Source organism: Rhodococcus sp. JVH1, from assembly GCF_000280725.2.
Taxonomy (GTDB): Bacteria; Actinomycetota; Actinomycetes; order Mycobacteriales; family Mycobacteriaceae; genus Rhodococcus_F; species Rhodococcus_F jostii_A.
The window spans coordinates 7,245,914-7,269,016 of the sequence record NZ_CP166289.1; the positions used below are offsets into that span (position 1 = coordinate 7,245,914).

19 protein-coding genes and 2 pseudogenes are annotated in these 23,103 nt (G+C 65.6%); 10 read left to right on the plus strand and 11 right to left on the minus strand.

All coding sequences use genetic code 11. The features are described from left to right. Window positions 1-19 precede the first annotated feature (19 nt). A complete protein-coding gene (locus tag JVH1_RS33990; protein ID WP_009473426.1) occupies window positions 20-322 on the plus strand; it encodes a hypothetical protein in 303 nt (100 codons plus the stop codon). A 36-nt stretch (window positions 323-358) separates the two neighbouring features. Here JVH1_RS33990 and JVH1_RS33995 read toward each other — a convergent pair. After that, window positions 359-547: pseudogene (locus JVH1_RS33995) on the minus strand (dihydrofolate reductase family protein); the annotation flags it as partial. 4 nt (window positions 548-551) lie between these two features. Continuing rightward, window positions 552-1,634 carry an anti-sigma-D factor RsdA gene (locus JVH1_RS34000; protein WP_043777914.1) on the minus strand — a complete coding sequence of 361 codons (1,083 nt, stop codon included), beginning with the start codon at window positions 1,632-1,634 and terminating at the stop codon, window positions 552-554. Between the two features lie 595 nt (window positions 1,635-2,229). Between JVH1_RS34000 and JVH1_RS34005 the strand changes: the two genes are divergently transcribed. Next, complete coding sequence (locus JVH1_RS34005; RefSeq protein ID WP_009473422.1) at window positions 2,230-4,551, plus strand: LuxR C-terminal-related transcriptional regulator; 2,322 nt, start codon at window positions 2,230-2,232, stop codon at window positions 4,549-4,551. Window positions 4,552-5,020: 469 nt separating this feature from the next. On the opposite strand, the gene JVH1_RS34010 is transcribed toward JVH1_RS34005, so the two are convergent. Further along, complete coding sequence (locus JVH1_RS34010; RefSeq protein WP_009473421.1) at window positions 5,021-5,590, minus strand: ABATE domain-containing protein; 570 nt, start codon at window positions 5,588-5,590, stop codon at window positions 5,021-5,023. 58 nt (window positions 5,591-5,648) lie between these two features. Between JVH1_RS34010 and JVH1_RS34015 the strand changes: the two genes are divergently transcribed. Beyond that, window positions 5,649-6,263, plus strand: coding sequence for a maleylpyruvate isomerase family mycothiol-dependent enzyme (locus tag JVH1_RS34015; protein WP_041811033.1), 615 nt, complete (start codon window positions 5,649-5,651; stop codon window positions 6,261-6,263). Between the two features lie 210 nt (window positions 6,264-6,473). Here the strand turns inward: JVH1_RS34015 and JVH1_RS34020 are convergent, their stop codons facing one another. Further along, on the minus strand, window positions 6,474-7,235 hold the full coding sequence (locus JVH1_RS34020; RefSeq protein WP_237735104.1) for an NADP-dependent oxidoreductase: 762 nt from the start codon (window positions 7,233-7,235) through the stop codon (window positions 6,474-6,476). Between the two features lie 504 nt (window positions 7,236-7,739). Further along, a complete protein-coding gene (locus JVH1_RS34025) occupies window positions 7,740-8,246 on the minus strand; it encodes a cupin domain-containing protein (RefSeq protein ID WP_009473417.1) in 507 nt (168 codons plus the stop codon). Between the two features lie 476 nt (window positions 8,247-8,722). Here JVH1_RS34025 and JVH1_RS34030 point away from each other — a divergent pair, with 476 nt between their 5' ends. Beyond that, the gene (locus tag JVH1_RS34030) at window positions 8,723-9,628 is read left to right on the plus strand and encodes an AraC family transcriptional regulator (RefSeq protein WP_009473416.1); all 906 of its coding nucleotides are present in this window, start codon (window positions 8,723-8,725) and stop codon (window positions 9,626-9,628) included. Between the two features lie 854 nt (window positions 9,629-10,482). Here JVH1_RS34030 and JVH1_RS34035 read toward each other — a convergent pair. After that, window positions 10,483-11,274 (minus strand): CoA ester lyase, encoded by a 792-nt coding sequence (locus tag JVH1_RS34035; RefSeq protein WP_043777909.1) that lies wholly within the window; start codon window positions 11,272-11,274, stop codon window positions 10,483-10,485. Then, a complete protein-coding gene (locus tag JVH1_RS34040) occupies window positions 11,274-12,542 on the minus strand; it encodes a CaiB/BaiF CoA-transferase family protein (RefSeq protein WP_009473412.1) in 1,269 nt (422 codons plus the stop codon). The genes JVH1_RS34035 and JVH1_RS34040 overlap by 1 nt, the downstream gene beginning before the upstream one ends. A 211-nt stretch (window positions 12,543-12,753) precedes the next feature. On the opposite strand from JVH1_RS34040, the gene JVH1_RS34045 reads away from it, so the two are divergent. Continuing rightward, window positions 12,754-13,674, plus strand: coding sequence for a LysR family transcriptional regulator (locus tag JVH1_RS34045; RefSeq protein WP_009473411.1), 921 nt, complete (start codon window positions 12,754-12,756; stop codon window positions 13,672-13,674). 19 nt (window positions 13,675-13,693) lie between these two features. Here the strand turns inward: JVH1_RS34045 and JVH1_RS34050 are convergent, their stop codons facing one another. The 3 genes from JVH1_RS34050 to JVH1_RS34060 all read right to left on the minus strand — a co-directional run bounded on the left by JVH1_RS34050 (window position 13,694) and on the right by JVH1_RS34060 (window position 17,302). Further along, on the minus strand, window positions 13,694-14,539 hold the full coding sequence (locus tag JVH1_RS34050; protein WP_009473410.1) for a CoA ester lyase: 846 nt from the start codon (window positions 14,537-14,539) through the stop codon (window positions 13,694-13,696). Between the two features lie 43 nt (window positions 14,540-14,582). Then, window positions 14,583-15,698 (minus strand): PrpF domain-containing protein, encoded by a 1,116-nt coding sequence (locus JVH1_RS34055; RefSeq protein WP_081437406.1) that lies wholly within the window; start codon window positions 15,696-15,698, stop codon window positions 14,583-14,585. A 206-nt stretch (window positions 15,699-15,904) separates the two neighbouring features. Further along, complete coding sequence (locus JVH1_RS34060) at window positions 15,905-17,302, minus strand: SLC13 family permease (RefSeq protein WP_009473408.1); 1,398 nt, start codon at window positions 17,300-17,302, stop codon at window positions 15,905-15,907. A gap of 435 nt (window positions 17,303-17,737) precedes the next feature. Between JVH1_RS34060 and JVH1_RS34065 the strand changes: the two genes are divergently transcribed. Then, window positions 17,738-18,658: a LysR family transcriptional regulator gene (locus JVH1_RS34065; protein WP_009473406.1), complete on the plus strand. Its 921-nt coding sequence runs from the start codon at window positions 17,738-17,740 to the stop codon at window positions 18,656-18,658. A gap of 179 nt (window positions 18,659-18,837) precedes the next feature. Then, window positions 18,838-19,005 (plus strand): annotated as a pseudogene (locus JVH1_RS34070) (ABC transporter ATP-binding protein); the annotation flags it as partial. 5 nt (window positions 19,006-19,010) lie between these two features. On the opposite strand, the gene JVH1_RS34075 reads toward JVH1_RS34070, so the two are convergent. Then, window positions 19,011-20,252: a UPF0158 family protein gene (locus tag JVH1_RS34075; protein WP_009473404.1), complete on the minus strand. Its 1,242-nt coding sequence runs from the start codon at window positions 20,250-20,252 to the stop codon at window positions 19,011-19,013. A gap of 224 nt (window positions 20,253-20,476) precedes the next feature. Between JVH1_RS34075 and JVH1_RS34080 the strand changes: the two genes are divergently transcribed. From JVH1_RS34080 to JVH1_RS34090, 3 genes are all read left to right on the plus strand, one after another. Continuing rightward, window positions 20,477-20,824 carry a hypothetical protein gene (locus JVH1_RS34080; protein WP_009473402.1) on the plus strand — a complete coding sequence of 116 codons (348 nt, stop codon included), beginning with the start codon at window positions 20,477-20,479 and terminating at the stop codon, window positions 20,822-20,824. Continuing rightward, window positions 20,821-21,546 carry a LuxR C-terminal-related transcriptional regulator gene (locus JVH1_RS34085; RefSeq protein WP_009473401.1) on the plus strand — a complete coding sequence of 242 codons (726 nt, stop codon included), beginning with the start codon at window positions 20,821-20,823 and terminating at the stop codon, window positions 21,544-21,546. The genes JVH1_RS34080 and JVH1_RS34085 overlap by 4 nt, the downstream gene beginning before the upstream one ends. A 284-nt stretch (window positions 21,547-21,830) precedes the next feature. After that, entirely contained in the window at window positions 21,831-23,102 is a 1,272-nt protein-coding gene (locus JVH1_RS34090; RefSeq protein ID WP_051004113.1) for an acetyl-CoA carboxylase biotin carboxylase subunit family protein, read from the plus strand. The last annotated feature ends 1 nt before the right edge of the window (window position 23,103 follow it).

The following is a 23,103-nucleotide window of genomic DNA, read 5'->3' on the forward strand; positions in this document are numbered from 1 at the left end:
CCCCGACAAGGAGGACTCGATGCTGGTCTTCGGCGAGCCGTACGAGGCGAGTAACGGCACGGTGATCATCACTGTGTCGCGGACAGGTTGGGGTCGACGAGGTGAGCGTCCGGTCGGCATCTACACAGTCGGTGCGGAGGGTGTTACGTGGACGCCCGCCGTCGATGCGAGCTGGCACGCGTTGATCGGGGTCTGCACGGGTTTCGCGGCGGCCGTCATCGGCACGATCGCGGTGTTGCGGCGACCGCCATGGCCGGAGATGACCGAGCGGGTGATGACCGCGCTTGCTCAGGCGCGGATCGCCGAAAGCCGGCATAAGTAGGACAACTATCCGCCGCCGGTATGGGCACCGCCGCGCTCAGAGGGTGAAGCGCAGCAGAGAGACGCCGTTTTCGAAGCCGCGGGCCTGCGCCAGCTGCAGTTTCCGCATGTCGTAACCGTCGGGGAACAGCCGTCGTCCCCGACCCTGGACGGTGGGGTACACGAACATCCGGTACCCGTCGACCAGGCCGGAGACGATCAGGGTGTGGGTCAGCGTGATGCTGCCCGCCTCAGCTGGTCGGGACTGGCGGCTGGAGCGGCGCCGAGGAAGGCTCCGACAGCGGAGGCGGGGGTGGCTGTGTGGTCGGGTTGTCCGACGGAACAGGCGGGGGCGGTTGTGTGGTCGGGTTGTCCGACGGAACAGGCGGGGGCGGTTGTGTGGTCGGGTTGTCCGACGGCAGAGGCAGGGGCGGCTGCGGAGGCGGGACCATCGTGATGGTGGGTTCAGGGCTGGTGGACGGCAATGTCTCGGGCGGGAGCGGGAGCGTCGGCGTGGGTAGCGGCGGCAGTGACGTGGGCGGCTGTCCGGGAAGCTGCAGGTCGGTCGGCAGGGTTCCCGGCAACGGCTCGACTCCCGGCGCCGTCGTGGAACCGGGTGTAGCCGGCAATTCGATGGTCTGCGTCGGCGTGCCGGTGGTGGTGGTTCCGGGCGTCGTCGTCGCAGGCGGCGTGGTGGGAGCGATCTTCTCGAGTTCCGCGGCGAGCTTCGCCCGCCACACGTCGAGTTCGTTGCGCGTGTCGGCGTCACGTACCCCACCGGAACGGTCGGCGGCGTCCTCGAGCAGGTTCTTCGCCGCCACCGCGTCGCCCGCGGCGATCAGCCGCTCGGCCTCCTGCAGCTGCGACGTGGTGTCGATCTGCGCGACGGTCGAATCGGCCTGCTGGCTGAACACGACCGACTTGACGCTCCACAGCGGATCGCCGGGTGCGGCGTTGTACGAGAAGATGGTGGCGCCACCCATGACGACCGCGATCGCGGCGGCGGCGCCTGCGATGGGTCGCAACAGCCGGAGCTTGCCGCGGGCGGCGCTGCGTGCGGAACGGGCGTCCGAGGCGTCGATCGCCGCGATCACGTCGTCGAGCAACGGCCCGGTCGGCATCGGTGTCGCCACGATGTCGGCGCGCCAATTGGTCAGCAGGAGCGCGAGCTGGTCCTGTTCCGGCGAATCCGTTGCGACGGGACCGCCGCCGGCGATCGCGTCGATCAAAGCGTCGTCGCGGCGCACCGCCGCGACGTCCACCGGTGCGTCGTCTCCTGGGGGATCGGCATCGGGATCGCCGTTGCGCTTGATGCCCCTAGTCAAACCTCTCACCTGCCCTCGTTACCCGCGCTGGCTCGTGTCGAGCCACGCGGACAGCTCCCGTGGTAGTACCCACGGCCGGGGTCGTTTTCTCGGCAGTTCGTTCATCTGCCTGCTCGCCTTTCGAGTCCAGCGCCCGCTGTTCGGGTCCGTCATCGTTGACTACGACACCTAGTACGTCGGTGACGGGCTCCGACTTGTTACCGCATGTCAGAGAAGAGCGGCACGAAATCGGAACCCTGCAGTCGGTTGTGGGTTCCCCGGTGTTGTCCGCACGCCGTCGGTTGCCGGATGACACCCGTCCTCTGTGGGCCGACCCCGGCGCACTCGGGCGGTCCTGAGGCCCTGGGCCGGGGTCGACGTTTTTGCAAGGACATCGTCTCCTGGGTGGACGATCCTCCTAGGTGGATTATCCCACCGGCGGCCGGTATTCGGCGAGGCCCAGCAGTTGTCGCACCCACCGCGGGCGAGGTGGGTGCGCTCAGCACGGTGATCATCCGTGCAGAGCCACGAGACAGTAGCGAGAGGGTAATCGCGGACCGGATCGTGTCGTGGCGACGAAGGTACCGTGGTCGGCAAGGGGATGTGAGATGAAAGTGACGGTTTCATGCCTTCCGGCGGCACGGCGAACGTGGGGAACCTCCCCTACGAATTGACGAGTTTCGTCGGCCGCCGTCATGAGATCGCCGAGATCCGCCGTCTACTGTCCGTGTCGCGGCTCGTGACGTTGACCGGTGTGGGGGGTGTAGGAAAGACCAGGCTCGCGCTGCGGGTCGCCGCCGATTCGTCTCGTGCGTTTGACGACGGTGTGTGGTCGGTCGGGTTGGGGGAACTGTACGACCCGGGCGCGGTCGTCGACGCGGTGCTCTCGGCGTTGAACCTTCGCGAGGGCCCCGGCGCCCCGGAAACGCAGCTAGTCGAGTATCTGACGCCGCAGAAGTTGTTGCTCGTGCTGGACAACTGCGAGCACCTCGTCGGCCCGGTCGCAAACCTCGCGGAAACCCTTCTGCGCAGCTGCCCGGACGTGCGGATTCTCGCGACCAGCCGGGAGCCGTTCGGAATAGGGGGCGAGGCCGTGCTGCGGGTGCCGCCGCTGACGCTGCCGGAGGCGAGGCAGCGGTCGGTGGCCGGCGGGGGGCTTGGCCATTACGAGGCGATGACCCTGTTCACCGAACGCGCGGCGACGGCGGTGCCGGGTTTCGAGATCACCGAGAGCAACGAGGGCGTTGTCGCGGCGATCTGCCGGCGCCTGGACGGTCTGCCGCTGGCGATCGAGTTGGCGGCGGTGCGGCTGCGGGTGATGTCGGTCGAGCAGATCCTGCACCGATTGACCGACCGCTTCACCTTGCTGACGACGGGTAGCCGCGGGGCGCCGTCCCGCCAGCAGACTCTCCTGGGGAGTATCGACTGGAGCTACGACTTGTGTACCCGGGCGGAGCGGGAGATGTGGGGACGGCTGACGGTGTTCGCCGGCGGCTTCGAGCTCGACGCGGCGGAAGGGATCTGTTCCGGCGGCATGACGCCGGAACAGGTTGTCGACGTGGTGGCGTCGCTGATCGACAAATCGATCCTGCTCCGGGAGGAGACGGGAGGTGCGGCGCGGTACCGGATGCTCGAGACGCTGCGTGACTACGGGGTGGAACGGTTGCAGGAGACCGGCGAATTCGCATCATTGCTGCGGCGGCACCGGGACTGGTACGCACGCCTGGTGCTGCGGGCGGAGTCCGATTGGATCAGTTCGCGGCAGCTGTCCTGGACCCTGCGCCTCGACGCTGAGCAGTCCAACGTCGTTGCGGCTCTGCAGTTCTGCCTGACCGGCCCGCTCGAGGCGAACGCGGGGATTCGGATGGCGGGCGCGATGTACCCGTACTGGCGGGTGCGGGGCAAGCTGCGCGAGGGGATGCGGTGGCTGGCGCAGCTTCTCGCGGTGCGCGGCGACGAACCCGGGCTCGAACAGATCACGGCGTTGTACGTGCTCAGTGTGCTGTCCGGGCTGCACGGTGACGCGGACGCGTCGGCAATCTATGTTCAGCGCGGCAGTGCCCTGGCGGCGCAGCTCGGCGATCGCACCGCCGCGGCACTGATGGACGATGCCGCCGGCCAGCACGCACTGATCACCCTGGATGCCCGGGCAGCGTGTAAGCACTTCGAATCCTCGCTCGCAGTGTTCCGAGACGACGGCAACGTGCTGTACATGATCTGGTCCCTGTCCGGGCTCGCGGCGGCCAGTGACGCGGCCGAAGACTGGGCGCGGAGCGAGGAGTGTCAGCGGGCGATGCTTGCGCTGACCGAATCGCGCGGCGAGTTCATGTACCGGGGCTGGGCGCTGTGGGGTGCGGGGATAGGGGCGTGGCGGCGCGGCAAGTATTCCGGGGCGAAAGAGCTTGTCATGCAGGGGCTGCAGCTCGCCCGGTCAGTTGATGACCGCACCGGCGGCGCGGGGTGCATCGAGGTCCTGTCGTGGGTCGCGGTGGATGAGGGTGCTCCTCGGCGGGCGGCCACGCTGATGGGTGCCGCTGAGGCCCTCGCGCGGGCCGGCTGCAGCCCCAGCATGCTCTACCCGAGGCTGCTCGTCCACCACGCCCGGTGCGAGGAGAAGGCCCGCGGAGCGATCGGTGACCGCGCGTTCGAGGCGGAGTTCGGGCGCGGTCTCGGGATGCGGTTCGAGGAGGCCGCCGGGTACGCCCTCGACGAGAGTGGTCCGACCGCCGCGGCGGTCGGGCCGGGGTCGACGCCTCTCACGCGGCGGGAGCGGCAGGTCGCCGAGCTGGTCGCCGAGGGATTGACCAACAGGGCGATCGCCGACAAACTCGTCATTTCCCAGCGCACCGCTCAGGGCCATGTCGAGCACATTCTGTCCAAACTGGGGTTCACCTCCCGGACTCAGATCGCGGCCTGGGTCATCGAACACAGGCAGGGCGAGTCCTGATCTTTCATGCCACCGGGTCCGCGGAACAAGTTCCGGCACAGGTCGTTCGGCCTCGCATGGAGGGCGGAGTCTTACCGCGGGGCTCCGGTAGGGTGGGTCAGTCGGCGTTGACGGGCTCGGGCTCGGGGCGGTGTGAGGGGCTTGCTTCTCACCACCCCCGATTTCACTTGCTGCGGGCACGTTGCACACCACTGGCGAACGGTGGTGTTGCTGCAGATCGCTCTGGTGGACGCTGAACGTGGCGAGTCGCGTTTTCATGCGGGGTTCTCAATCCGACTGGCAGTGCCCGATGCGGTAGCGCCCAAGCGCTGGGGAGCGAGTCCCCGGCTGTCGACTCGCTGCGAACTTGGGTTGGCGGAGACGTGACTCGGAGGGCTGCTCGGCGGGCAGTGCGTGAGGGTTTGAGCATCGGCGACGCGGCTGGGCCTCGGGCCGTGCGACGCTGAGAACCAGATGCTGGACATACTCATCACGGGTGGGTCGAGCGGTAGCGGGCGGCTTTGGCTTGGTTGCCGCAGGTCTTCATGCTGCACCAGCGGCGACGGCGGCTGCGGGAGGAGTCGATGAAGAACCAGCCGCAGCTGTCGCAGGCGCGTACTCCTTGCGGTGGTGGGGCGAGCACGAGGGTGATGGCGCGCAGCGCCAGGATCGCGAACACGCCCTCAGCGGCCAGTGGAGTCATGGAGCCGTCGGACGCAAGGTTGATGGTGTCGCTGCCGCGACGGGCGGTGCCGAGTAGCCGTGCGAAGGCGTCCGCGGGGATGTTGTGGCCGTCCTTCTGCGCGTCGAAGATTGTCCAGAACAGCGCACGCAATGCGCGAGCCTCCTTCAGGGCGGCCGCGGTGTCGGCGAAGGCGCGTTCCGGAGGCTCCGTCGCAGGTAGCAGGTGGGCCCGGTCGAGCCAGGTGACGAGTGCTTCGGCGTTGGTGAACAGGTCGGCGCCGAGTTCGGGCGTGCGGCGGTAGACGGTGTTGGCGAAGTCGAGCGCGGCGTCACCGGCGATGAAGTGGTCCTCGACCCGGGCCGTGGCGGTGGTCACGGCAGCTCGTTCGGGTCCAATCCAGTCGGTGGCGGGCAGAATTTGTCACACTGGCTTCATGAATGATGTCTGGCCGATCGTGCATGCGGAGCGTGCGGCGCTGATCGATGACCTCACCGACCTCACCGACGACCAGTGGGACCACCCCTCACTCTGTGGTGACTGGACCGTGCACGACGTCGCCGCACACTTGATCAACAACGCGAAGACAACCCGCCTCGGCATCGTGCGCAATATGGCCCGGGCGCGCTTCAACTTCGATCGCCAAAACGCCCAAGGCGTCGAACGCGAACGCGGCGCCACACCCCGCCAAACGCTTGCCCGGCTTCAGCAGGTAGCAACACGTACGTCGACGCCGCCAGCACCGCTCGACAGCAGACTGGTCGAAGAGGTCGTCCATGGCGAAGACATCCGGCGGCCGCTGGGCATCAACCGTATATATCCGTCGGAGGCGGTCGTCAGATCGTTGCGGTATCAGGCGCGCACCCCGGTATCCCTGGGGGGTGCGAAGCAACTCATTGACTCGGTCCAGTTGCGGGCCACCGACGCAGACGTGTCGATCGGCGATGGCCCAGAAGTCTGTGGCCCGGCACTATCACTGCTCATGGCAATATCGGGGCGCAAGTCGGCGCTGGGCGATCTCGACGGCCCCGGAGTATCTGCGCTGACGTGACGGTCTGGCCGACAGCGCCCCGATGGCCTGTGACAGGTCCGCGCCGCGGTCCGCGTTCGCGATGACGATGGACCCGGGTGAGGTATCGACAGGCCCGCATCAATTGTCTGTTGCTCATCCCGGATTGTCCGCCAGCCGAACCTTCACCGGGCGAGACAGGCGCACAGCGCATTGCGGGCAGCAGCCGGCGCCCTTTTCGAAGCACGCTGGTCAGGAAGCAACCGTGGTCGCGTCGAGGACCAGCTTCCCTCGGACGTGTCCTGCCCGGCCCTCTTCGTGGGCAGCTTGCGCCTCGGCGAGGGGATACACCGAGCTGACCGTGGGCCGCACTCTGCCGTCATCGACGAGCCGGGAGATCATGGTCAGCGTGTCAGAATTCGGTTCGACGCTGAAGTGTCGCGTTCGTATACCGCGTCGCTCGGCTTCGGCCTTGACCACGTCCGGGACCTCTGCCGGCAGGGCGACGAGAACCCCGGCTCGCGTCAGCACGTCGAGGGACCGCTGTTGGACTTTGCCGCCGACCGTGTCGATCACGGCATGAACCGGAGCCACCGACGTCTCGAACCGCTGCTCGCGGTAGTTGACGAACTCGTCGGCGCCGAGCGAGTTCACGTACTCCCGGTTGGAGCCGGACGCGGTTGCGACCACGTGCGCTCCCAAGGCCTTCGCAAATTGCACGGCCAGATGGCCGACACCGCCCGAGGCGGCATGGATCAACACGCGCTGCCCTCGTTGTAGACCGGCCTCGTCGACGAGGGCACGCCACGCCGTCAATCCGGTCATCGGCACCGCCGCCGCGTGTATGTGGTCCAGGATGGGCGGCTTGGCGACGACCTGACTGGCGGGGACCGCCGTGTACTCGGCGTAGGCGTTGCCGGGTTCGGGCAGCCGAACCATTCCGTAGACGCTGTCGCCCTGCTGGAACCCGCTGACGCCGTTACCGACCACTTCCACTACTCCGAGATGTCCCACCCCGGAATCCAGGGCAGCGGAACATCGGGAAAGTGTTCCAACCCGCCTTCGCCCAGCAACCAGTCCAACACGTTGACCCCTGCAGCATGCACCCGCACCATGAGTTCGTCCCCGGCAGGCTCCGGACGGGGGCATCCTCGTAGGCCAGATTCTCCGGTCCGCCATAGGCGTGGAGCCGTACCACTTTCATTTCTTCCATGTTCCTCTACCTCTCCGGCCTCTGTCACGCCGGTGACGGACGACAGAAGAGATGTCAGGAATCTCAGACAGAAATGCGGTGGCCGAACCGTGAGACAAACCAGAACCACCGCAGGCGCGCGTTGACCCTTCCTTGCGAACGACGAGGACGCCTCGCCCACAAACGAATCCACTATTCGCCGAAGCCGGGCGCCTTCCGGTGGCCGTGGCCGTCCTACTCCGAAGCTGTCTTCGGCTCATCGACTGGCCGAGCTGAGCAGCCCCGACCAGTGAACGACACTGCATGCGTCGAGGCTCGAGCGGGGCTCACGGCGGTGTCAGGGCAAATCGGGCGATCACGTCGGGCAACCAGTCGGGTTCGCCGAATTGCAGACCGTAGCGCTCGGCAAGTGCGGCGATCTGGGTGACATCCGGTTCGCCGGCGGCGACCAGTTCGGACATTTCCAGGAAGCAATGTTCGAAGCCTGCCGGACTGATGATCTCGATCATGCGCGCCGGGACGGTGCCGGCGTTCCACATGGCGTGCATCTCACCCCGGGGCTTTGTGATGTATCCGCCGGGTTCGAGAACGGCCTCCCGGTCACCGGAGCGGAATCCGATCACACCCTGAGTAACTATCGAGAATTCGTCCTCCCGCGTATGCAGATGCGGCGGCACCAGCGCACCGACCGGGAACGGGTGCTCGACGACCGACAACACCCCACCGGTGTCACGGCCCCACAGCTTGAATTCGACCCCGATCGGGCCCAGGTCACCGGTCTGCCCGGCCCCCGGCGGCACGACGACCAGCGGTGGGGGATCGGTTGCGCTCACGCTTCTCACCTACTCACCGACTTGACAGATCGGGTCACAAGATCCCTGCTCAACTTTCCGCCGACGCGCAGGCATTGTCAACGTTCGCGGGGCGCTCCATCGGGTCCGCTCAGGCACAACGGTTGCGCGGCGATCCGCCTCGCTTCCGGCGCAGAGTCCGCCATCCACAGACGGTCCAGCTCCAGTCGACTTTCGTACGCGACATGGTCGCTGTTGGCAAACCGACCAGAACAGCGTAGTGCCGCCGGTGGTGATGACTTCGAACCATACGAACAGGCCGTCCGTGGACAACTTGACGTGAGGTCTGTCGCCGGATAATGCCTCCGGCGGCTTCATGATTTCGGTGCTGGCGGCAACGGTCCACGGTTTCGGTCTGCCTGTGGTCGAGGGAGGCTCTGCACGACTGCTGGAGGCCTTTCGAGGACTACTCGACGAATTGGGCGTCGAGGTGCGTCGATCTGGACCAGGTGCGATCGGTGGTCGGTTCCGCCTTCTTACCGCATACGCTCGAACCCACAGGTGGCGACGGTGCGGCGTCCTGCAGGTTTCACTCGGCCACCGCCGGAACTATCGGCCTGCACTACCTGGAATACGGCACCGGTATGCGCATTCGCCCGAGCGATCTCGACGACTTCTATCTCGTTCAGATTCCCCTCTCTGAAGTGGCGGAAATAAATTGGGGTGCAGAAACATTCGAGTCAACACCGGCTGTCGCATCGATCCTCCAACCGGGAGGGTCGACGACCATGGAATGGCGCAAGGGGAACCGGCAGCTGATTGTTCGGATCGATCGCCAGGGTCTGGAGCGGCAAGTACAAGAGGCGCTCGGGGCCCCGCTCCGCGAGCCACTCCGGTTCGACCTTCGAATGGAACTGGAGCGAACCGGCATTCGCTCTTGGCGCGGCGTGCTCGAGCTCTTGCGGGGCGAAATGGAAAACGGTGGCTCACTGCCGAACGAGCCGATCGTTATGAAAGAGTTCGAGCGGCTTCTGCTCAGTCAACTCATTGTGGCCCAGCCCAATAACTACACAGAGGCGTTGCAGCGGCCAGTGCCGGCGGCGCCTCGAACGATTCGCCGCGCGGTCGAAATACTCGAACACCACGCGGACGAACTGCTCACTGTCGAGGATGTCGCATCGGCTACGGGCATCAGCGTTCGGGCGCTTCAAGACGGTTTCAAGAAGTACTACGGCACGACCCCGATGGGATATCTGCGCGAGGTTCGCATGAAGGCTGTACGCGCCTGGCTACTCGACGCCGATCCGTCGACGACGACGGTTTCCGATGCGGCGAGCAGGTGTGGATTCGTGCATCTCGGACGCTTCTCCGTGCAGTACCGAGAGAAGTTCGGCGAGACGCCCCCGGCAACACTCCGGCGATGAAGGTGGGTTGCCCGTAATTCACCGACGGCCTGCGGGCGCTGCACAATCTGTAGGAACAGTGCCACCCAAGCCAAATCCACGAAGCTGTCAATGTCGCGGTGTTCGGCGTCGCCGATGCCCCGGGATCGAGGTTCGGTACAGGGAGTCGGTGTGCACGATGCATCGCGGCGGGGCTGATGATCCGAGACACGTGTGAAGAGTACGGGATCTTCGGTGATGGATGCCTCGTACAAGAGCGGTCACTACGAATGCCGTGCGCTTACAGTTGCAGTCCACGAAAGACGAGCGCAATCGTGCGCACCGCGAGGGGCGGGATGTTCTCCGCGTGCGCACCGTGCGTCGAGATGAGCAGATGCGGATTGGGGCTGGTCGGCCATTCCTCCGACTGAGCTGCGGCCGACGAGCTGGTGGCTGCCTGCGTTCGACCCGAACTTGGCTGACCACGTCGTAGGGACGAACGGTCTTGATCGGCAACTCGAAATGTTCGGCGACCCCACCGAGCCCGCTTGCGTCGCAGATACCCGGAGGTCTCGACGCTGTTCAGAGATCCCGGGACAATTCCCATGACGACCGTAGGTCGAGCTGCAACTAATCGGCACAGCCTCCGTGCACGGCACCTTCGACTCCACGGTTGGATGCGATCAGGATCGCCGCCTCGAGATAGACAGAGGCGGATTGCGGGAGTTTCGGGTGTTGCAGTCGTCTTTGCCGTTCAGGACGGCCGCGGACATCGGCGGGAGGGCTGGTGAGATTGCGACGCCGCAGGTGGTACTCGGCCGCCGGGCTCATCTCAGCAAACAGTGTGTCCTGCCGTGAAGTCCGGCGGCACACAGGCGGGGGTACCGCCCGGTTCGTCAGGCGTGGGCGGAAGCCAGTATTTTCCGTGCCCGTTCCGCGACGAGGAGGTCGACGAATTCGCCTCCGGACAATCGCACCGCAGCGCCGCCGGCGTGCTCGAATGCGTCGACAACCTTTCGTGCCCAGTCAATTTCGTCCTGTCGCGGACTGAATGTGGTGTGGATGGCTGGAAGCTGAGCGGGGTGGATGGCGGACTTGCCGAAAAGGCCGAGGTCACGGCTGTGGGCGGCCTGGCGGACGAGTCTGTCGGTGTCATGGATGTGCGGGTAGACGCTGTCGATCGGTGGGGCGATGCCGGCCGCGCGGGCCGCGACGACGAGGTGGGAGCGCGCGTACTGCATGGGAATGTCGCCGTCGCCCGTGCCGAGGTCTCTTCTAAGATCGATACCGCCGAGCGCGAGATGCGTGACCGCCGGGTGGCCGGCGATCGCAAAGGCGTTGGCAACACCTTTCGCGGTCTCGATGGCGCAGATCAGTGGCTTTCCGGGCGCCCGGTCCGTGACCCAGCGGATGTCGTCGAGTGTTTCGACCTTGGGGATGCGGATGCCGTGCGCGGACGTGGCGACGGCCTCTAGATCAGCGTCCGCCAATTCGGTCCCCGGCGCGTTGATCCGCACCCATGCGGTTCGGGTGGTGATGACGGATGCGACGTTCGCTCTCGCGGTCTCCTTCTCGGTAGGAGGTACCGCGTCTTCGAGGTCGAGGATGACGGCGTCCGCGCCGGCGTCGAATACCTTGCTGAGCAGTTTCAGGTTGTGGCCGGGCGCGAACAGGTAGCTGCGGTCCATCACAGGACGCCCTTCTCGGTGAGTGCGGTCAGTCGGTCCGGGTCGATGCCGAGAGTGTTCTGGTAGAACTGCTCGTTGTCCTGGCCGAGTCGGCGGCCGGCGAAGTTGATCGCACCGGGTGTTCCGAGCATGCGGAGCATGAGGTTCTGCATCTTGATCGGGCCGAGGTCCTCGTCGTCGATGGTGGTGATGCAGTCGCGGTCGAGGACGTGCGGATCGTTCATCAGTTGCGCGACGTCGTAGATCGGTGCCAGTGCGGCGCCGACGCGTTCGAATTCGGCTGTGACCTCGTGCAGCGGTCTGTCTGCGATCCATTTGGCGACCGCCTCGTCGAGCAGGTCACCGTTGCGGCTGCGTTCGCCGGCGGACTCGAACCAGGGTTGTTCGACGATGTCGGGTCGGCCGACCAGGCGCATGACCCGCGCGGCCACGGAGGTGGCGCTCGCGGAGATGGCGACCCACCGCCCGTCCTTGGTGAGGTAGGTGTTGCGCGGGGCATTGTTCGGGGAGCGGTTGCCGTTGCGGCCGGCGATGGTGCCGAGCTGGTCGTGCGCGGTGGGGCCGGGGCCGAGGATCCCCAACAGCGGCTCCAGCAGAGATAGGTCGATGACCTGACCTTTGCCGTCGCCGGCCGGACTGTTGCGGTGCAGCAGCGCGGTCACCACGCCGAAGGCGCCGGCAAGTCCGGCGACACCGTCGGCGAGACCGAACGGCGGCAGCGTTGGCGGACCGTCCTCGCTTCCGGTTTGGTGGGCAAATCCGCTCATTGCCTCGGCGAGGGTGCCGAATGCTCGGCGTTCGGCGTAGGGTCCGGACTGAGCGAAGCCGGTGACCCGCAGCATGACCAGTCCTGGGTTGAGGTCACGGAGCCGGTCCGGGCCGAGGCCCCACTTCTCGAGTACGCCGGGGCGGAAGTTCTCCACCAGCACGTCGGCATCGACGACGAGATCGCGGAGCATCTGCTGGCCCTCGGCCGTGCCGAGGTTGAGGGTGATGCATGTCTTGTTCCGGGAGACCTTCCACCACAGTCCGTGGCCATTCTTGCGTGCTCCGTGTGTGCGGGCGGGATCGCCGGTGGGGTGCTCGATCTTGATGACGTCGGCGCCGTAGTCACCGAGCATCATCGCAGTGATCGGTGCCGCATAGACGGTACTGATGTCGAGGACACGAATGCCGTGCAAGGGACCGCGCGCCGGAGTAGAGCCGACGCCCGTGCTCTCGTCGGCCTGGTCGTCGGGCGAGTGGATGTCGCTCGGGTGTGCAGTCATAGGCTGTCCTCGCGTGGTGGGGAATCGATACGGGTGCGGCGCTCGCCGCAAACGAGTGCCGCCCGACAGGTGGGTCCCAGCGGTGTCACGATGCGGTCGGCAGAGTCCAGCCGCCGCTACCGCCACTTCAGACTGACACTCGCACGCTTCAACTACAATCACGGGTATGTCGACAGGCGTTAACTTCTTCTAAAGTCAGGAGGTGGGTCGGGTGCTGGACACGACCAGGATGTTCACGCTGCGCGAGGTCGCCGAGCACGGCTCGATCACCGCGGCAGCGGCGGCGCTCGGGTACACCACTTCGGCTGTCTCCCAACAAATCGCCAAGCTGGAGAAGGAGGCCGGGCAACCACTCCTCGAGCGGCACGCGCGCGGCATCGTGCTGACCGAGGCCGGGCGGTCAGTGGTCAAGCACACCGAGCGGATCCTGATCGAACTCGAGGCCGCCGATGCCGAACTCGCGGAAATCAAGGGACTGCGGGCGGGTGTGCTGGCGCTCGGCACGTTCCCTACAGCCGGATCGTCACTGCTGCCACTGGTGGTCAAGGAGTTCAAGACCCGGCACCCGGGGGTCGAGCTGAAGGTGCTCAGCGGGAGGTTTGCGTATTTGGTCGATGCGCTTCGTCGCCGGGAGACCGAACTGTCGCTGCTGTGGGACTACGAGTGGAACCGGGTCGATGACCCCACGTTGACGTACCACCACGTGATGAACGATCCGACCGTGCTGCTGGTGTCGGAACGGCACCGCCTGGCCGACCGCGACTCGATCCGGATCGCCGAATTGCGCGACGAATCGTGGGTGGTCCGCGCCGACGATCATCCGGTCGCACAGACCCTCGAAAAACTTTGTCAGCAAGGTGGTTTCACGCCACGCACGAGTGTCTTCGCGCACGATTACGGTGAGGTGCAGGCGATGGTAGCCGTCGAACTCGGTGTGGCCATCGCACCGCGGCTGGCCGTGCTCAATCTCCGGCCCGATGTCCGGTCGATTCCCCTCGCCACCCGCCCGCCGCAACGGCGGATCCTGGTCGCGCATCTGACCGAGCGGCGCCTGAGTCCGGCGGCGCAGGAAGGGATCGCGGTGTGCGCTGCCGCCGCCCACCAACTGCAGGAGGGATTCGAGGCCGGATAGTGCCCGAGCCGATCGTCGGTCAGATTCGGGAGATGCCGAACGCGTCGGCGAGGTGGATGATCTTCTCGGCCCGGCCGAGCCGGGGCAGGTCGCTGCCGTCGCGGACAACCCGGCCGCGGGCGTCGAAATCGTCGAGGAATTCCCGCGCCCAGGTCACGTCCGAGGGCGTGGGGCTGATGGCCTCGTTGATCACCGGCAGTTGATCGGTGTCCAGGCACAGCTTTCCGGTCAAGCCGAGGGACACGGATACCGCGGACTGTTCGCGCAGCACGGTGTGGCTGTTGCTGACGGTGGGCCCGTCGATCGGTCCCGGCAGATCGCCGATTCGGCTGGCGACCACCAGCCGGGAGCGAGGGTAGGCCATGGCGAGGTCGTCCGCGCTGGTGCCGGTGTCGCGGCGATAGTCGCCGCTGCCGAAGGCTAGCCGGAACACGCCGCGGGCGCAGGCAATATCACCGGCCCGGTCGATGCCGAGGGCGGATTCGACCAACGCGAGCACCGGGGTGGATCCGCCGAGCCGGTCGAAGGTTTCGGTGACATGTTCGGCGGCTTCGGTTTTTGCGAGCATCACCCCGGCCAGTCCCGGAAGGCCGGCGAGGCGATCGACGTCATCGCTCCAGTACGCCGAGGACCGGTCGTTGATCCGCACCCAGGCCGAGGTGTGCTCGAGCCAGGCGGCGACCTCCTCCCGCGCGGCGGATTTGAGTTGGGGATCGACCGCGTCCTCGATGTCGAGGACGATCTGGTCCGCGCAGGAGCAGTCGGCCTGGTCGAACAGGTCCGTTCGGGTGCCGTTGACCAGGAGCCAGGATCGGGCGATCCGCGTGTCGACCGGCCGGGGCGCGATCGCGATCTTCTCGGGCATCAGGTGTCCTCACCTATCACGGGGCCGGTGCGGTGCGGGGTCCTCACCGCGCGGACCCGACCAGTGCCGGAGCCGGTGCCGGGGCGGTGACGAATAGTTCCGCCGACGCGATGCGGCGGGCCGCCCGGTGCAGGGTGACCGATTCGAGGATTCCGTCGGCCGAGGTGGCGAGGTCGACATCGAGGACTCCGGCAGGTGTTCCCACCCGCAGCGATCCCGGCCACCGGACCTGCGTGTTGGCGGTGACGACACCGGCCACGGTGGACGCCGCAGCGACGGCGACCGCGGACGTGAGCCCGATCGCCGGGTGCGGGGCGAGCATCGACAGCATCCGGACCGAGACGTCGTAGTCGTCGGCGCTGATGTCGACGCCGGCGCTGGTGCGGTAGTTAGCCGGCGGGCCCACGACACCAACTTTCGGAATCGCATGGGAGATGGGATCTCCCGGCTTGCTCAGTCCCATCCGCAACGATGATTCCTGTCGTAGCCGGAGCAGCAACGGCAGGTGTTCGGCGATGGTCTGGTTGTCCTCCGCGCCGGTCAGCCCGAGGTCGGCGGCGTCGAACAACGCCGCCGGGGCTCCGGCGACGACCATCGTGGCTCGGTACGTGTGGTCGGCAATCGAGATCTGGTCGGCGGCGGCGCCGGTGGGCAGGAGCGTGGTCGCACCGGCGGCGAGACCGGTAAAAGTGAGACCAACCGGAACCCCCAATGCGCTGGTACCGGGTACGGCCGCGTCACCCTCGGTGGGGATCATCCCGCCCGGGGTGGCGATCTCGGCGTGCAGGATCGCGCCGGTGTTCTGGTTCCGCATCCGCACGGTCGTCGCCCGGGGATCGACCGGAACGAACCCGGACTGCAGCGCGTACAACCCGATCGCGGTGGCGCAGTTGCCGCAGTTGCTGCCCCATTCGACCCGGCGGTCACCGATCGCGACCTGCGCGAACAGGTAGTCGACGTCGATTCCGGGTTCGCTGGAGCGGCGCACGATCGCCGCCTTCGAGGTGGTCGAGCTGCCGCCGCCGACACCGTCGAGCTGACGCGGATCACCGGAGCCGAACGCGGAGGTCAAGATGGCATCCAGGCCGCCGGCCTGGGCAATGAGTGGATCGACGTCGAAGGCGTTGAACAGCCAGCATTTGCTGGTTCCTCCCCGCATCCAGGTTCCATGAAGTGTGAACACGGTCCGGCCCACCTTTCGGGTTTGAAGAGTCTGTGAGGCACCGCTGGAGGCTCTGATCGGATGGGGAGCGTGCTTCCCAGCGGTGTCCCACTACCCACCCTGACTGACATCAGGGTGGAGAACAATGGCGAATAAGTCGATGAGGGTTAACTTCAGCTAAACCCTCGCGGGCTGTCGACGCGTCAGACCAGCGTCGGGACGACCACCAGCACCAGCCAGCACAGAGCCGGCGCGATCGCGACCACGATCCCCGCGTTGAGCAGCAGCTGGCGGTAGAACCGGGGACGCTCGATGTTCTGGGCATTGGCGAGGACGAGTGCGCCGTTGGTCGAGAACGGGGAGACGTCGACCACGGTGGCGGAGATGGCGAGGGCGGCCACGAGTCCGACGACCGGCAGTGCTCCGGTTTGCAGCAGTGGAAGCGCGAGCGGGATGACCGCGGTGAGAAGCGCTGTCGACGATGCGAACGCCGAGGTGACGCCGATGACGTAGCAGAGGACGACGGCGACCAGCAGCGGTGCGCCGATCGTGATCGCCATCTCGGCGAGGTGATCGATCGTGCCGATCTCCTCCATCAGCGAGATGTAGGTGACCATGCCGGCGACGAGCAGGACCGTGGACCAGCTGATACCGGCGATGGCCTCACTCTGCTTGGACAGATCGGTGAAGGCGAGGATTGCACCGGCCGCGATGGCAACGAAGCTGATCGGCATGTGCAGGACCAGGACCAGCACCAACACCGCGCCAATCAAAACGAGGGTGAGCTTCTGGACCCCGGTGACCGGCAGCACGTCGTGATCGGTGACGGCCTCGGTGCGCGGTGTCCGGATAAGTACCTGGGTACCACCCGTGCCGGACGAGCCACCGGCCGGGGTTCCCCCGGGTCCCGCGATCGGGGTGCCGGCCGCGCTCCCGCCGCCGTCGGGCTCGATGCCGGCGCTCGAGCCGGTAGCGGTGAATTCGAGGTCGTTTCGTACCCGGGCGAGGATGCCGTAGCCGACCACGGTCAGGACCGAGAGCAGCAGGTTGATGCCGTAGCTAGCGAAGAACAGGGTCCAGGGGGCGATCGTCAGGCCGCTCGACTCGACGATGTCACGGACGAGGACGCCGGAGACCGAGATCGGCGAGAACGCGCCAGCGTGCGCCCCGTTGATCGTCATGATGCCCATCACCAGCGGGCTCATCCGGGTCCGGGCGGCGAACGACATCGCGGCCGGTGAGATCAGAGCGACGGCGGCCGGGCTGAACGTGCCCAGGGCGGTGAGCACCGAGGCGCAGAAGAAGAACACCCACGGGATGACCGTCACCCGTCCGCGAACGCCACGTATACAGGCGTTGACGAGCAGATCGATAGTCCCGTTCTTCTTCGCCATACCGAAGAAGTAGGTGACGCCGATGATCGTCAGCACGATCGAACTGGGGAACTCGGCGAGGATTTCCTTGTCGTCGTAGCCGAGGAGGAAGTACCCCACGACGAACGCGCCGATAAACCCCAGGATGCCGATGTTGATGGGGAAGAAGGTGGCTATCACGAACATTGCCACCAACGCGATCAGTGGCAGTATCTCGATGGAAGTCATGGGCGTACTTTCGGTTCGCTGCGGGGCCGGTCGAACGGCGCCTGGACGGCGGCCGGTCGCGACGGACAGACATGAATACGGTTCGGAGCCACGCGATACGGATCGGGAGCTGTCACTCCCGCCGGCGCACTCCACGGTGCATATCGCCGCCGCCCGAGGTGACTGTCGACGGCGTCGGCCGCCCACCCCGCACCGGGTTGCAGTACCTCATCGATGCCGGCCGAGGGGCGCCGAAGTGAGCGCGCTGGGCGACCGACGGGATCGACAGGGCGATTCGGTGCTGTGATCCCGGGTGGTGAGGGAGTTGCGATCGTCTGCATGTCACATCCTTCGCTTGATCATTACCCAGATCACACTATGAGCGGGTTATGTTTATGACAATGTCGTATTTCTACGGCGGGGTTTAGCAGAATTAAAGGCTTGTGGGAGGTATCGATGCGCAACTCGTTCGATGTGGTGACGCTGTTCCTGCTCCTCGACATCGCCGAGGCCGGATCCCTCACCGGCGGCGCCGAACGCGCCAACGTCACGCCATCCGCCGCGTCGCAACGCATCGCCAAGTTGGAACAGGAGATCCGGCAGCCGATACTGACCCGCCTGCCTCGCGGCGTCCGGTTGACGGAGGCCGGTGAAATTCTCGTCACGCGTGCGCGGCTGTTCCGCCAGGAAATGCGCGCTGCCCGTGGTGACTTGGAAGCTCTGCTGGGGCTCGAGCGCGGCACCGTCCGACTCGGTTCCTTCCCGACCGTCAGCGCCTCACTGCTCTCGGACGCGCTGAAGGACTATCACGCCCACTGGCCAGGCATCGACGTGCGGGTCCAATCCGCGGTTCGCCCGCGACTGTTGGAAATGCTCCATTCGAGCGAGGTCGAAATGGCGTTGCTCTGGAGTTACGACTGGACCGAGGAGACCGAGAAATCCCTGGCCCTCATACCGCTGATGGAGGACGAAACGGTCCTGCTCGTCCCGCTCGAGGGGCCATACATCGACAATGTCGCGGTGGCATCGCTGCGATCGGCGAAGTGGATCATCCGCAACGCAGACCACCCGGCCGCCGAAGTGCTCTACCGTAGCTGCGAGACGGCAGGGTTCACCCCGAACGTCGTCTACGAGGCCCATGACTACCAAGAGATCGAAGCGATGGTCGCCGCGGGGGTGGGCATCGCCATGGTTCCGCGTCTGGCCGTCGCACACCATCGCCCGGACGTCCACGCTGTGCGATTTCTTACCACCGACCGGGTTCCGACACGATCGATTTACATCGCTTCGCTCGCGCGTCGGCAGTACACCCCGAGCATGCATGCCGTCTCCCGGGCGCTGCACGACGCCGCCGACACCATCACCGCGCGACGCTGACTTTCGTCTCCGCCCTGGAGTGAGGACAGGTATCGATGCAGCATCGACCAGCCGAGCCAGTCCAGCCGGGATCACCAGGACGTCGTCCGCGTTGTATACCTGCGCGCCAGCGCACGAGAATCTGGAGCGAACTCGCCCCTGCCCGAGATCCTACGAGTTCTCGCCCGATCTTGCGGACCGCCGCCGAGATCGTCGCGACGATCCTGATCGTCTCGCACAACATCAACCTCGCGCGGACGGTGCCGGACAACATCGGCATGCTGTTCCGTCGTCATCTGGTGATGTTCGGTCCGCGGGAGGTGCTGCTCACCAGTGAGGAGCCGGTGGTCAAGCAGTTCCTGTGTGGTGCCCGTCAGCCCACGCGGATGCCGTTGTCGGCGAGGAACTCGCGGGCACGACCCAGTTGACGGTCGGTGGCGAAGGTGTACCACGGGTCGGTGAGGCTCTCCTGGTGGACGAGGTCGCGGAATCGGCCGAACGCGCCCTTGCCCTCGATCGCCCGCTCCAGCCGCTCCCGCAGCGCCGAATCTTGTTGCCGCTCGGCGAAGGCCGCCATGTCCCGCCAGCCATCCCGCGAGCCGGTGCGGTCGAACCGGAGCCAACGGTCGGGCTCGGTCTCCACGTCGACGGCGGCGTCCTCGCCGACCATCATCGGATCAGTGCTGCTGGCGTCGTACACCTGTCCGGTGCGCAGGTCGAGGTAGCCACCGGTGGACATGCCCAGATCCCCCTCCCATTCGGCACCGAGCATCTCGAGGTCGACTGGCACCACCCGCCCGGCCAGCGGCTCGCCGCGCAGACACGCGAGCAGGTCCTCGGCCAGCACCCCGTCACCCGCGCCGGCGCGCCAGGTCAGCCGGTTGATGACCGACACCGCCACCGGCTCGGCCTGCTCCCGTCGCTGCTTCAGTGCCATCGGTATTCCGGCCCCTACCTGTTGCAGTGCGTCGTCGACGTCATGTCCCCGCACCGCGGTGAGGAACCGGGCGGCATCTGCTGTCGCGATAGCTGCGCGCAGCTCGGACACCTCGAGTGCGGGCACCTGGTCCTGTGCGGGCCACGCGTGCAGCAGCATCGGGTGCGGATGGCTCGGTCTGCGCGGTGCTCGGCTCTGCCCGTCGTCGTCGGACCACCGGCGCGCGTACTGATCCGGGATGGCGCCCCACCCCCAGTACGGCAGAGGCTTCCCTGGCGTGATCCCCAGCACTTCCAGGGGGTCGACCTTGTCGCCGCCGATCAGACAGCGGTGGGTCCAGTCATCACCCAGGTCGAAGGTGAACTGGAACTCCGCCCCGGGCTTCAGGAGCCGGGCGACTTTGGCCGACTCGATGTTCACCGCCTCGGTGATGGGCCCGCCGAGCGACTCCACCATCTCGGCCCCAGTCTCCGTGTCGGTGACCATTCGTCCATCGGCAAGTGTGAACATCGACAGGTGCGAGCGGTCCCACCGGGCGAAGGCGTCGTTGATCGCATTCGTGAGATCCAGGAAGGTATGCGACGGTCCGACCGCGAAGACGCGGCCGGGCCATGGCCACAGTTCCTCGCCGCGCCCGCCGAGCAGCTCCACCGTCACCGACCACCACGTTCGTGCCATTCCTCGAGGATGGCATGCGGGCCGCGGCGCCGCCTGCTCACAGCCGCAAACCGCGCACAGCGGTTCACCGCTAACGGATCCGCTTACGGAACGAAGGCGGACTGCCGCCAGCATGCTCTGGGACGTGACTTCGTCCCGGTGCGGGTTCCTGCAAACACGTGTGGTGATTCGGCCGCCTGCGGAGACTGGCTGTATGGCAAGCGAATGGCAGGATTCGGAACGACATGTCAGCTGGGTACTGGGTTCGCGACGGAGTCGAGGTGATGCGGAAAACCACGGTGGTCTCACTCGTGCCCGCCCGGTTCGAAGCCTATGGCCGCGTGCTGTACCCGGTGCAGTCGGTCGACGACGGCGGGCATACGCGGTGGCTGCGCTGGTCGGACATCGCCCGTGTCACGGGTGCGATGGCTCATCCCTCGATGGAGCTGGAGACAATGCTCGAATTCGCCCCGAAGGGATACTTCCAGTCGACCCCCATCGTCCCGGAGTGGCGGTCGCCGTGTGGCGACGCGGCGATGGTGAACGAGGCGTCCAGCTGCTCGAACAGGCGCTGCAAATCGACCTCAAAGTGAACGACCGGTTCAACGCACGCCTGTGTCTGCAGGCGCTGGCATGGATCGGGCATCGGAGGAGCTCAGCCGGTCTGTGGGAAGCCCGATTGTGGTACTGCCCAATTTTGAGCGAGTACCAGAAAGCCTGTGAAGGCGCGACGCAGCGTGCCTCGAGTACGGAGGCTTATGCATCTGCGCATCGTGACGGCGCGGCGTTAGGTTTCGACGCCGCGGTCGCCTATGCCTTGGGTGAGCAACTTCATCCTCCGGAGGCGATCCCTTGCGGTCCCGCCGCACACCTGACAAAGCGTGAGCTGGAGGTTGCTGATCTGATTGCCGAGGGCCTGACGAATAAGGAGATCGCTGCTCGCTTGGCAATTTCCCCTCGCACCGCTCAGGGGCCATGTCGAACACCTACTTACGAAGTTGGGATTCACTTCACGCGCACAGGTCGCGGCATGGGTCGTCGAAACACGCAGAGAAGATTCTGTGGCCCATGTTGCGGCGTTGGTGGCGGTGATGATGGCCGCTGCCTCCTGCAGCACCGCACCGCAGTACACGGATGCGAACATCGAAACACTGCCCTCGAATGCAGTAGGAACCGTGTCGCTCGGCGACCGCGCGGTCGAAACCTTCCGTGGTCGGACCCTGGTGTTCGTCTTCGACGAGAGCGGAAACGTCCTCGGCCGTTGGAAAACGGAGGCATCGGCGGCAACCAGGTGGTGCCTTACACCACAACGTAGTCACCGCCTGCTGCCATGCAGTGACCACACACACCGACACCGCCGCATCGATACCCCTCTCACCGAGCACACCCCGTGCATCGATCTGAAACAACCCAAACAACGTCTCGGCTGGTCAGGCCGGTGTGAGACGGTACTGAACCGGTGTGGGAACGGGCCGAAAACCGCCTGCAGGTAGCCTTCACTGCATGGATGCGGTGAAGATCGACGCAATCGAGCGTTACCGCGCTGCCAACGACGCTGCGGCCACGCCCGAATTTCGTCTGCCCGCTCATGCGTTCCGAATGCCTTTCGAGAGGAGCAGAGAGTTGTCGGTATCGAAGCCCGAATCGAAAACCAGAAACCCAGAGAAAGGGTATGTCGCCCTTCTGGGTTGGAGTTTGAATGCTATCGAAGCTGTTGACCGTTTCGACAGGCGATATCTCGTCGTCGCGCCCGATTGGGCCGAAGACTATTGCAAGGAACACGGAATTCCGTATGTGCCGTGGAATTTCGAGCGATTGAACGATCGTTCCATGGAGATCGCCGAGACGCTGAAGGAGAAAGGTGTCGACGTCGCGATCCCACTGTTCGAGGAGACCGTCGAGTGGGCGGGCGCGATCAACTCCGTTCTTCTCGACAATCCACGACTCTTCGGCCAGTCTCTGCTGCTGCGCGACAAGGCCTTGATGAAACGTCGCGCCCAACTCGGCGGCATCCGCGTGGGAATCTTCGAGGAAGCCCACGAACGCGACGACGTCATCCGATTCCTCAAGCGAGTCAACCAGACATTGCTCAAGTTGGACGGCGACCCGAACGATCCGATCCATCTCAAAGCCTTCGACAAGGCCGGCAGTCTCGGGCACCGGGTGATCCGCACCCCGGATGAGGTCGACACCATCCCGGACGAGGAGTTCCCGGTCTTGATGGAGTCTCATCTGGACGGGTGGGAGTTCGCAGTCGAGGCATGGATTCACAACGGAAAGATCCGCTTCCTCAACATCTCGGAGTACGTGACCCTCGGATACTCCGTGTTCGTCCCGGCCACACCGGAGTTGGAGAAGTACCGTCCGGAGATCACTCGTCAGATCGAGAAACTGATCAAGACCTTCGACATCGAATTCGGGTTCGTTCATCCCGAGTACTTCGTCACCAGCGACGGAGAGATGTACTTCGGAGAGGTCGCGTACCGTCCGCCGGGCTTCAAGGTGTTCGAGTTGCTGGAACGTGCCTACGGGTTCAACGCATATCAGGGCCTGGTGCTGGCATTCGATCCCAAGACGACGGAAGAAGAAATCGAGGACTTCTTCCCGAAGGAAGTGGTGGACGCCAAGGGGCATGCCGGCTGTTTCGGTGTCTATCCACGACGACGCGTCGTCAGCCAACTGTGTATGCCAGAGGAGACCGAGGACCACATCTATTTCGAATCCCACGAGCTCACAGCGCCTTTGGAAGAGACGGTCACCAAGCGAACTGCATTCGGCACGCACTGGGGACTCCTCCACTTCTTCGGTGACGATCCCTACGAGATGCGTGATCTACTGAAGAAACAGGAAGAACTCGACTTCTACGTTTGAG

Coding starts and splice junctions, on each gene's coding strand:
- JVH1_RS33990 (WP_009473426.1), top strand. CDS start 20: ATGCTGGTCTTCGGCGAGCCGTACGAGGCGAGTAACGGCACGGTGATC.
- JVH1_RS34050 (WP_009473410.1), bottom strand. CDS start 14,539: ATGCCCGAGAAGATCGCGATCGCGCCCCGGCCGGTCGACACGCGGATC.
- JVH1_RS34090 (WP_051004113.1), top strand. CDS start 21,831: ATGCCTTTCGAGAGGAGCAGAGAGTTGTCGGTATCGAAGCCCGAATCG.
- JVH1_RS34065 (WP_009473406.1), top strand. CDS start 17,738: ATGCGCAACTCGTTCGATGTGGTGACGCTGTTCCTGCTCCTCGACATC.
- JVH1_RS34055 (WP_081437406.1), bottom strand. CDS start 15,698: ATGCGGGGAGGAACCAGCAAATGCTGGCTGTTCAACGCCTTCGACGTC.
- JVH1_RS34075 (WP_009473404.1), bottom strand. CDS start 20,252: ATGGCACGAACGTGGTGGTCGGTGACGGTGGAGCTGCTCGGCGGGCGC.
- JVH1_RS34060 (WP_009473408.1), bottom strand. CDS start 17,302: ATGACTTCCATCGAGATACTGCCACTGATCGCGTTGGTGGCAATGTTC.
- JVH1_RS34040 (WP_009473412.1), bottom strand. CDS start 12,542: ATGACTGCACACCCGAGCGACATCCACTCGCCCGACGACCAGGCCGAC.
- JVH1_RS34005 (WP_009473422.1), top strand. CDS start 2,230: ATGCCTTCCGGCGGCACGGCGAACGTGGGGAACCTCCCCTACGAATTG.
- JVH1_RS34035 (WP_043777909.1), bottom strand. CDS start 11,274: ATGGACCGCAGCTACCTGTTCGCGCCCGGCCACAACCTGAAACTGCTC.
- JVH1_RS34015 (WP_041811033.1), top strand. CDS start 5,649: ATGAATGATGTCTGGCCGATCGTGCATGCGGAGCGTGCGGCGCTGATC.
- JVH1_RS34080 (WP_009473402.1), top strand. CDS start 20,477: ATGTCAGCTGGGTACTGGGTTCGCGACGGAGTCGAGGTGATGCGGAAA.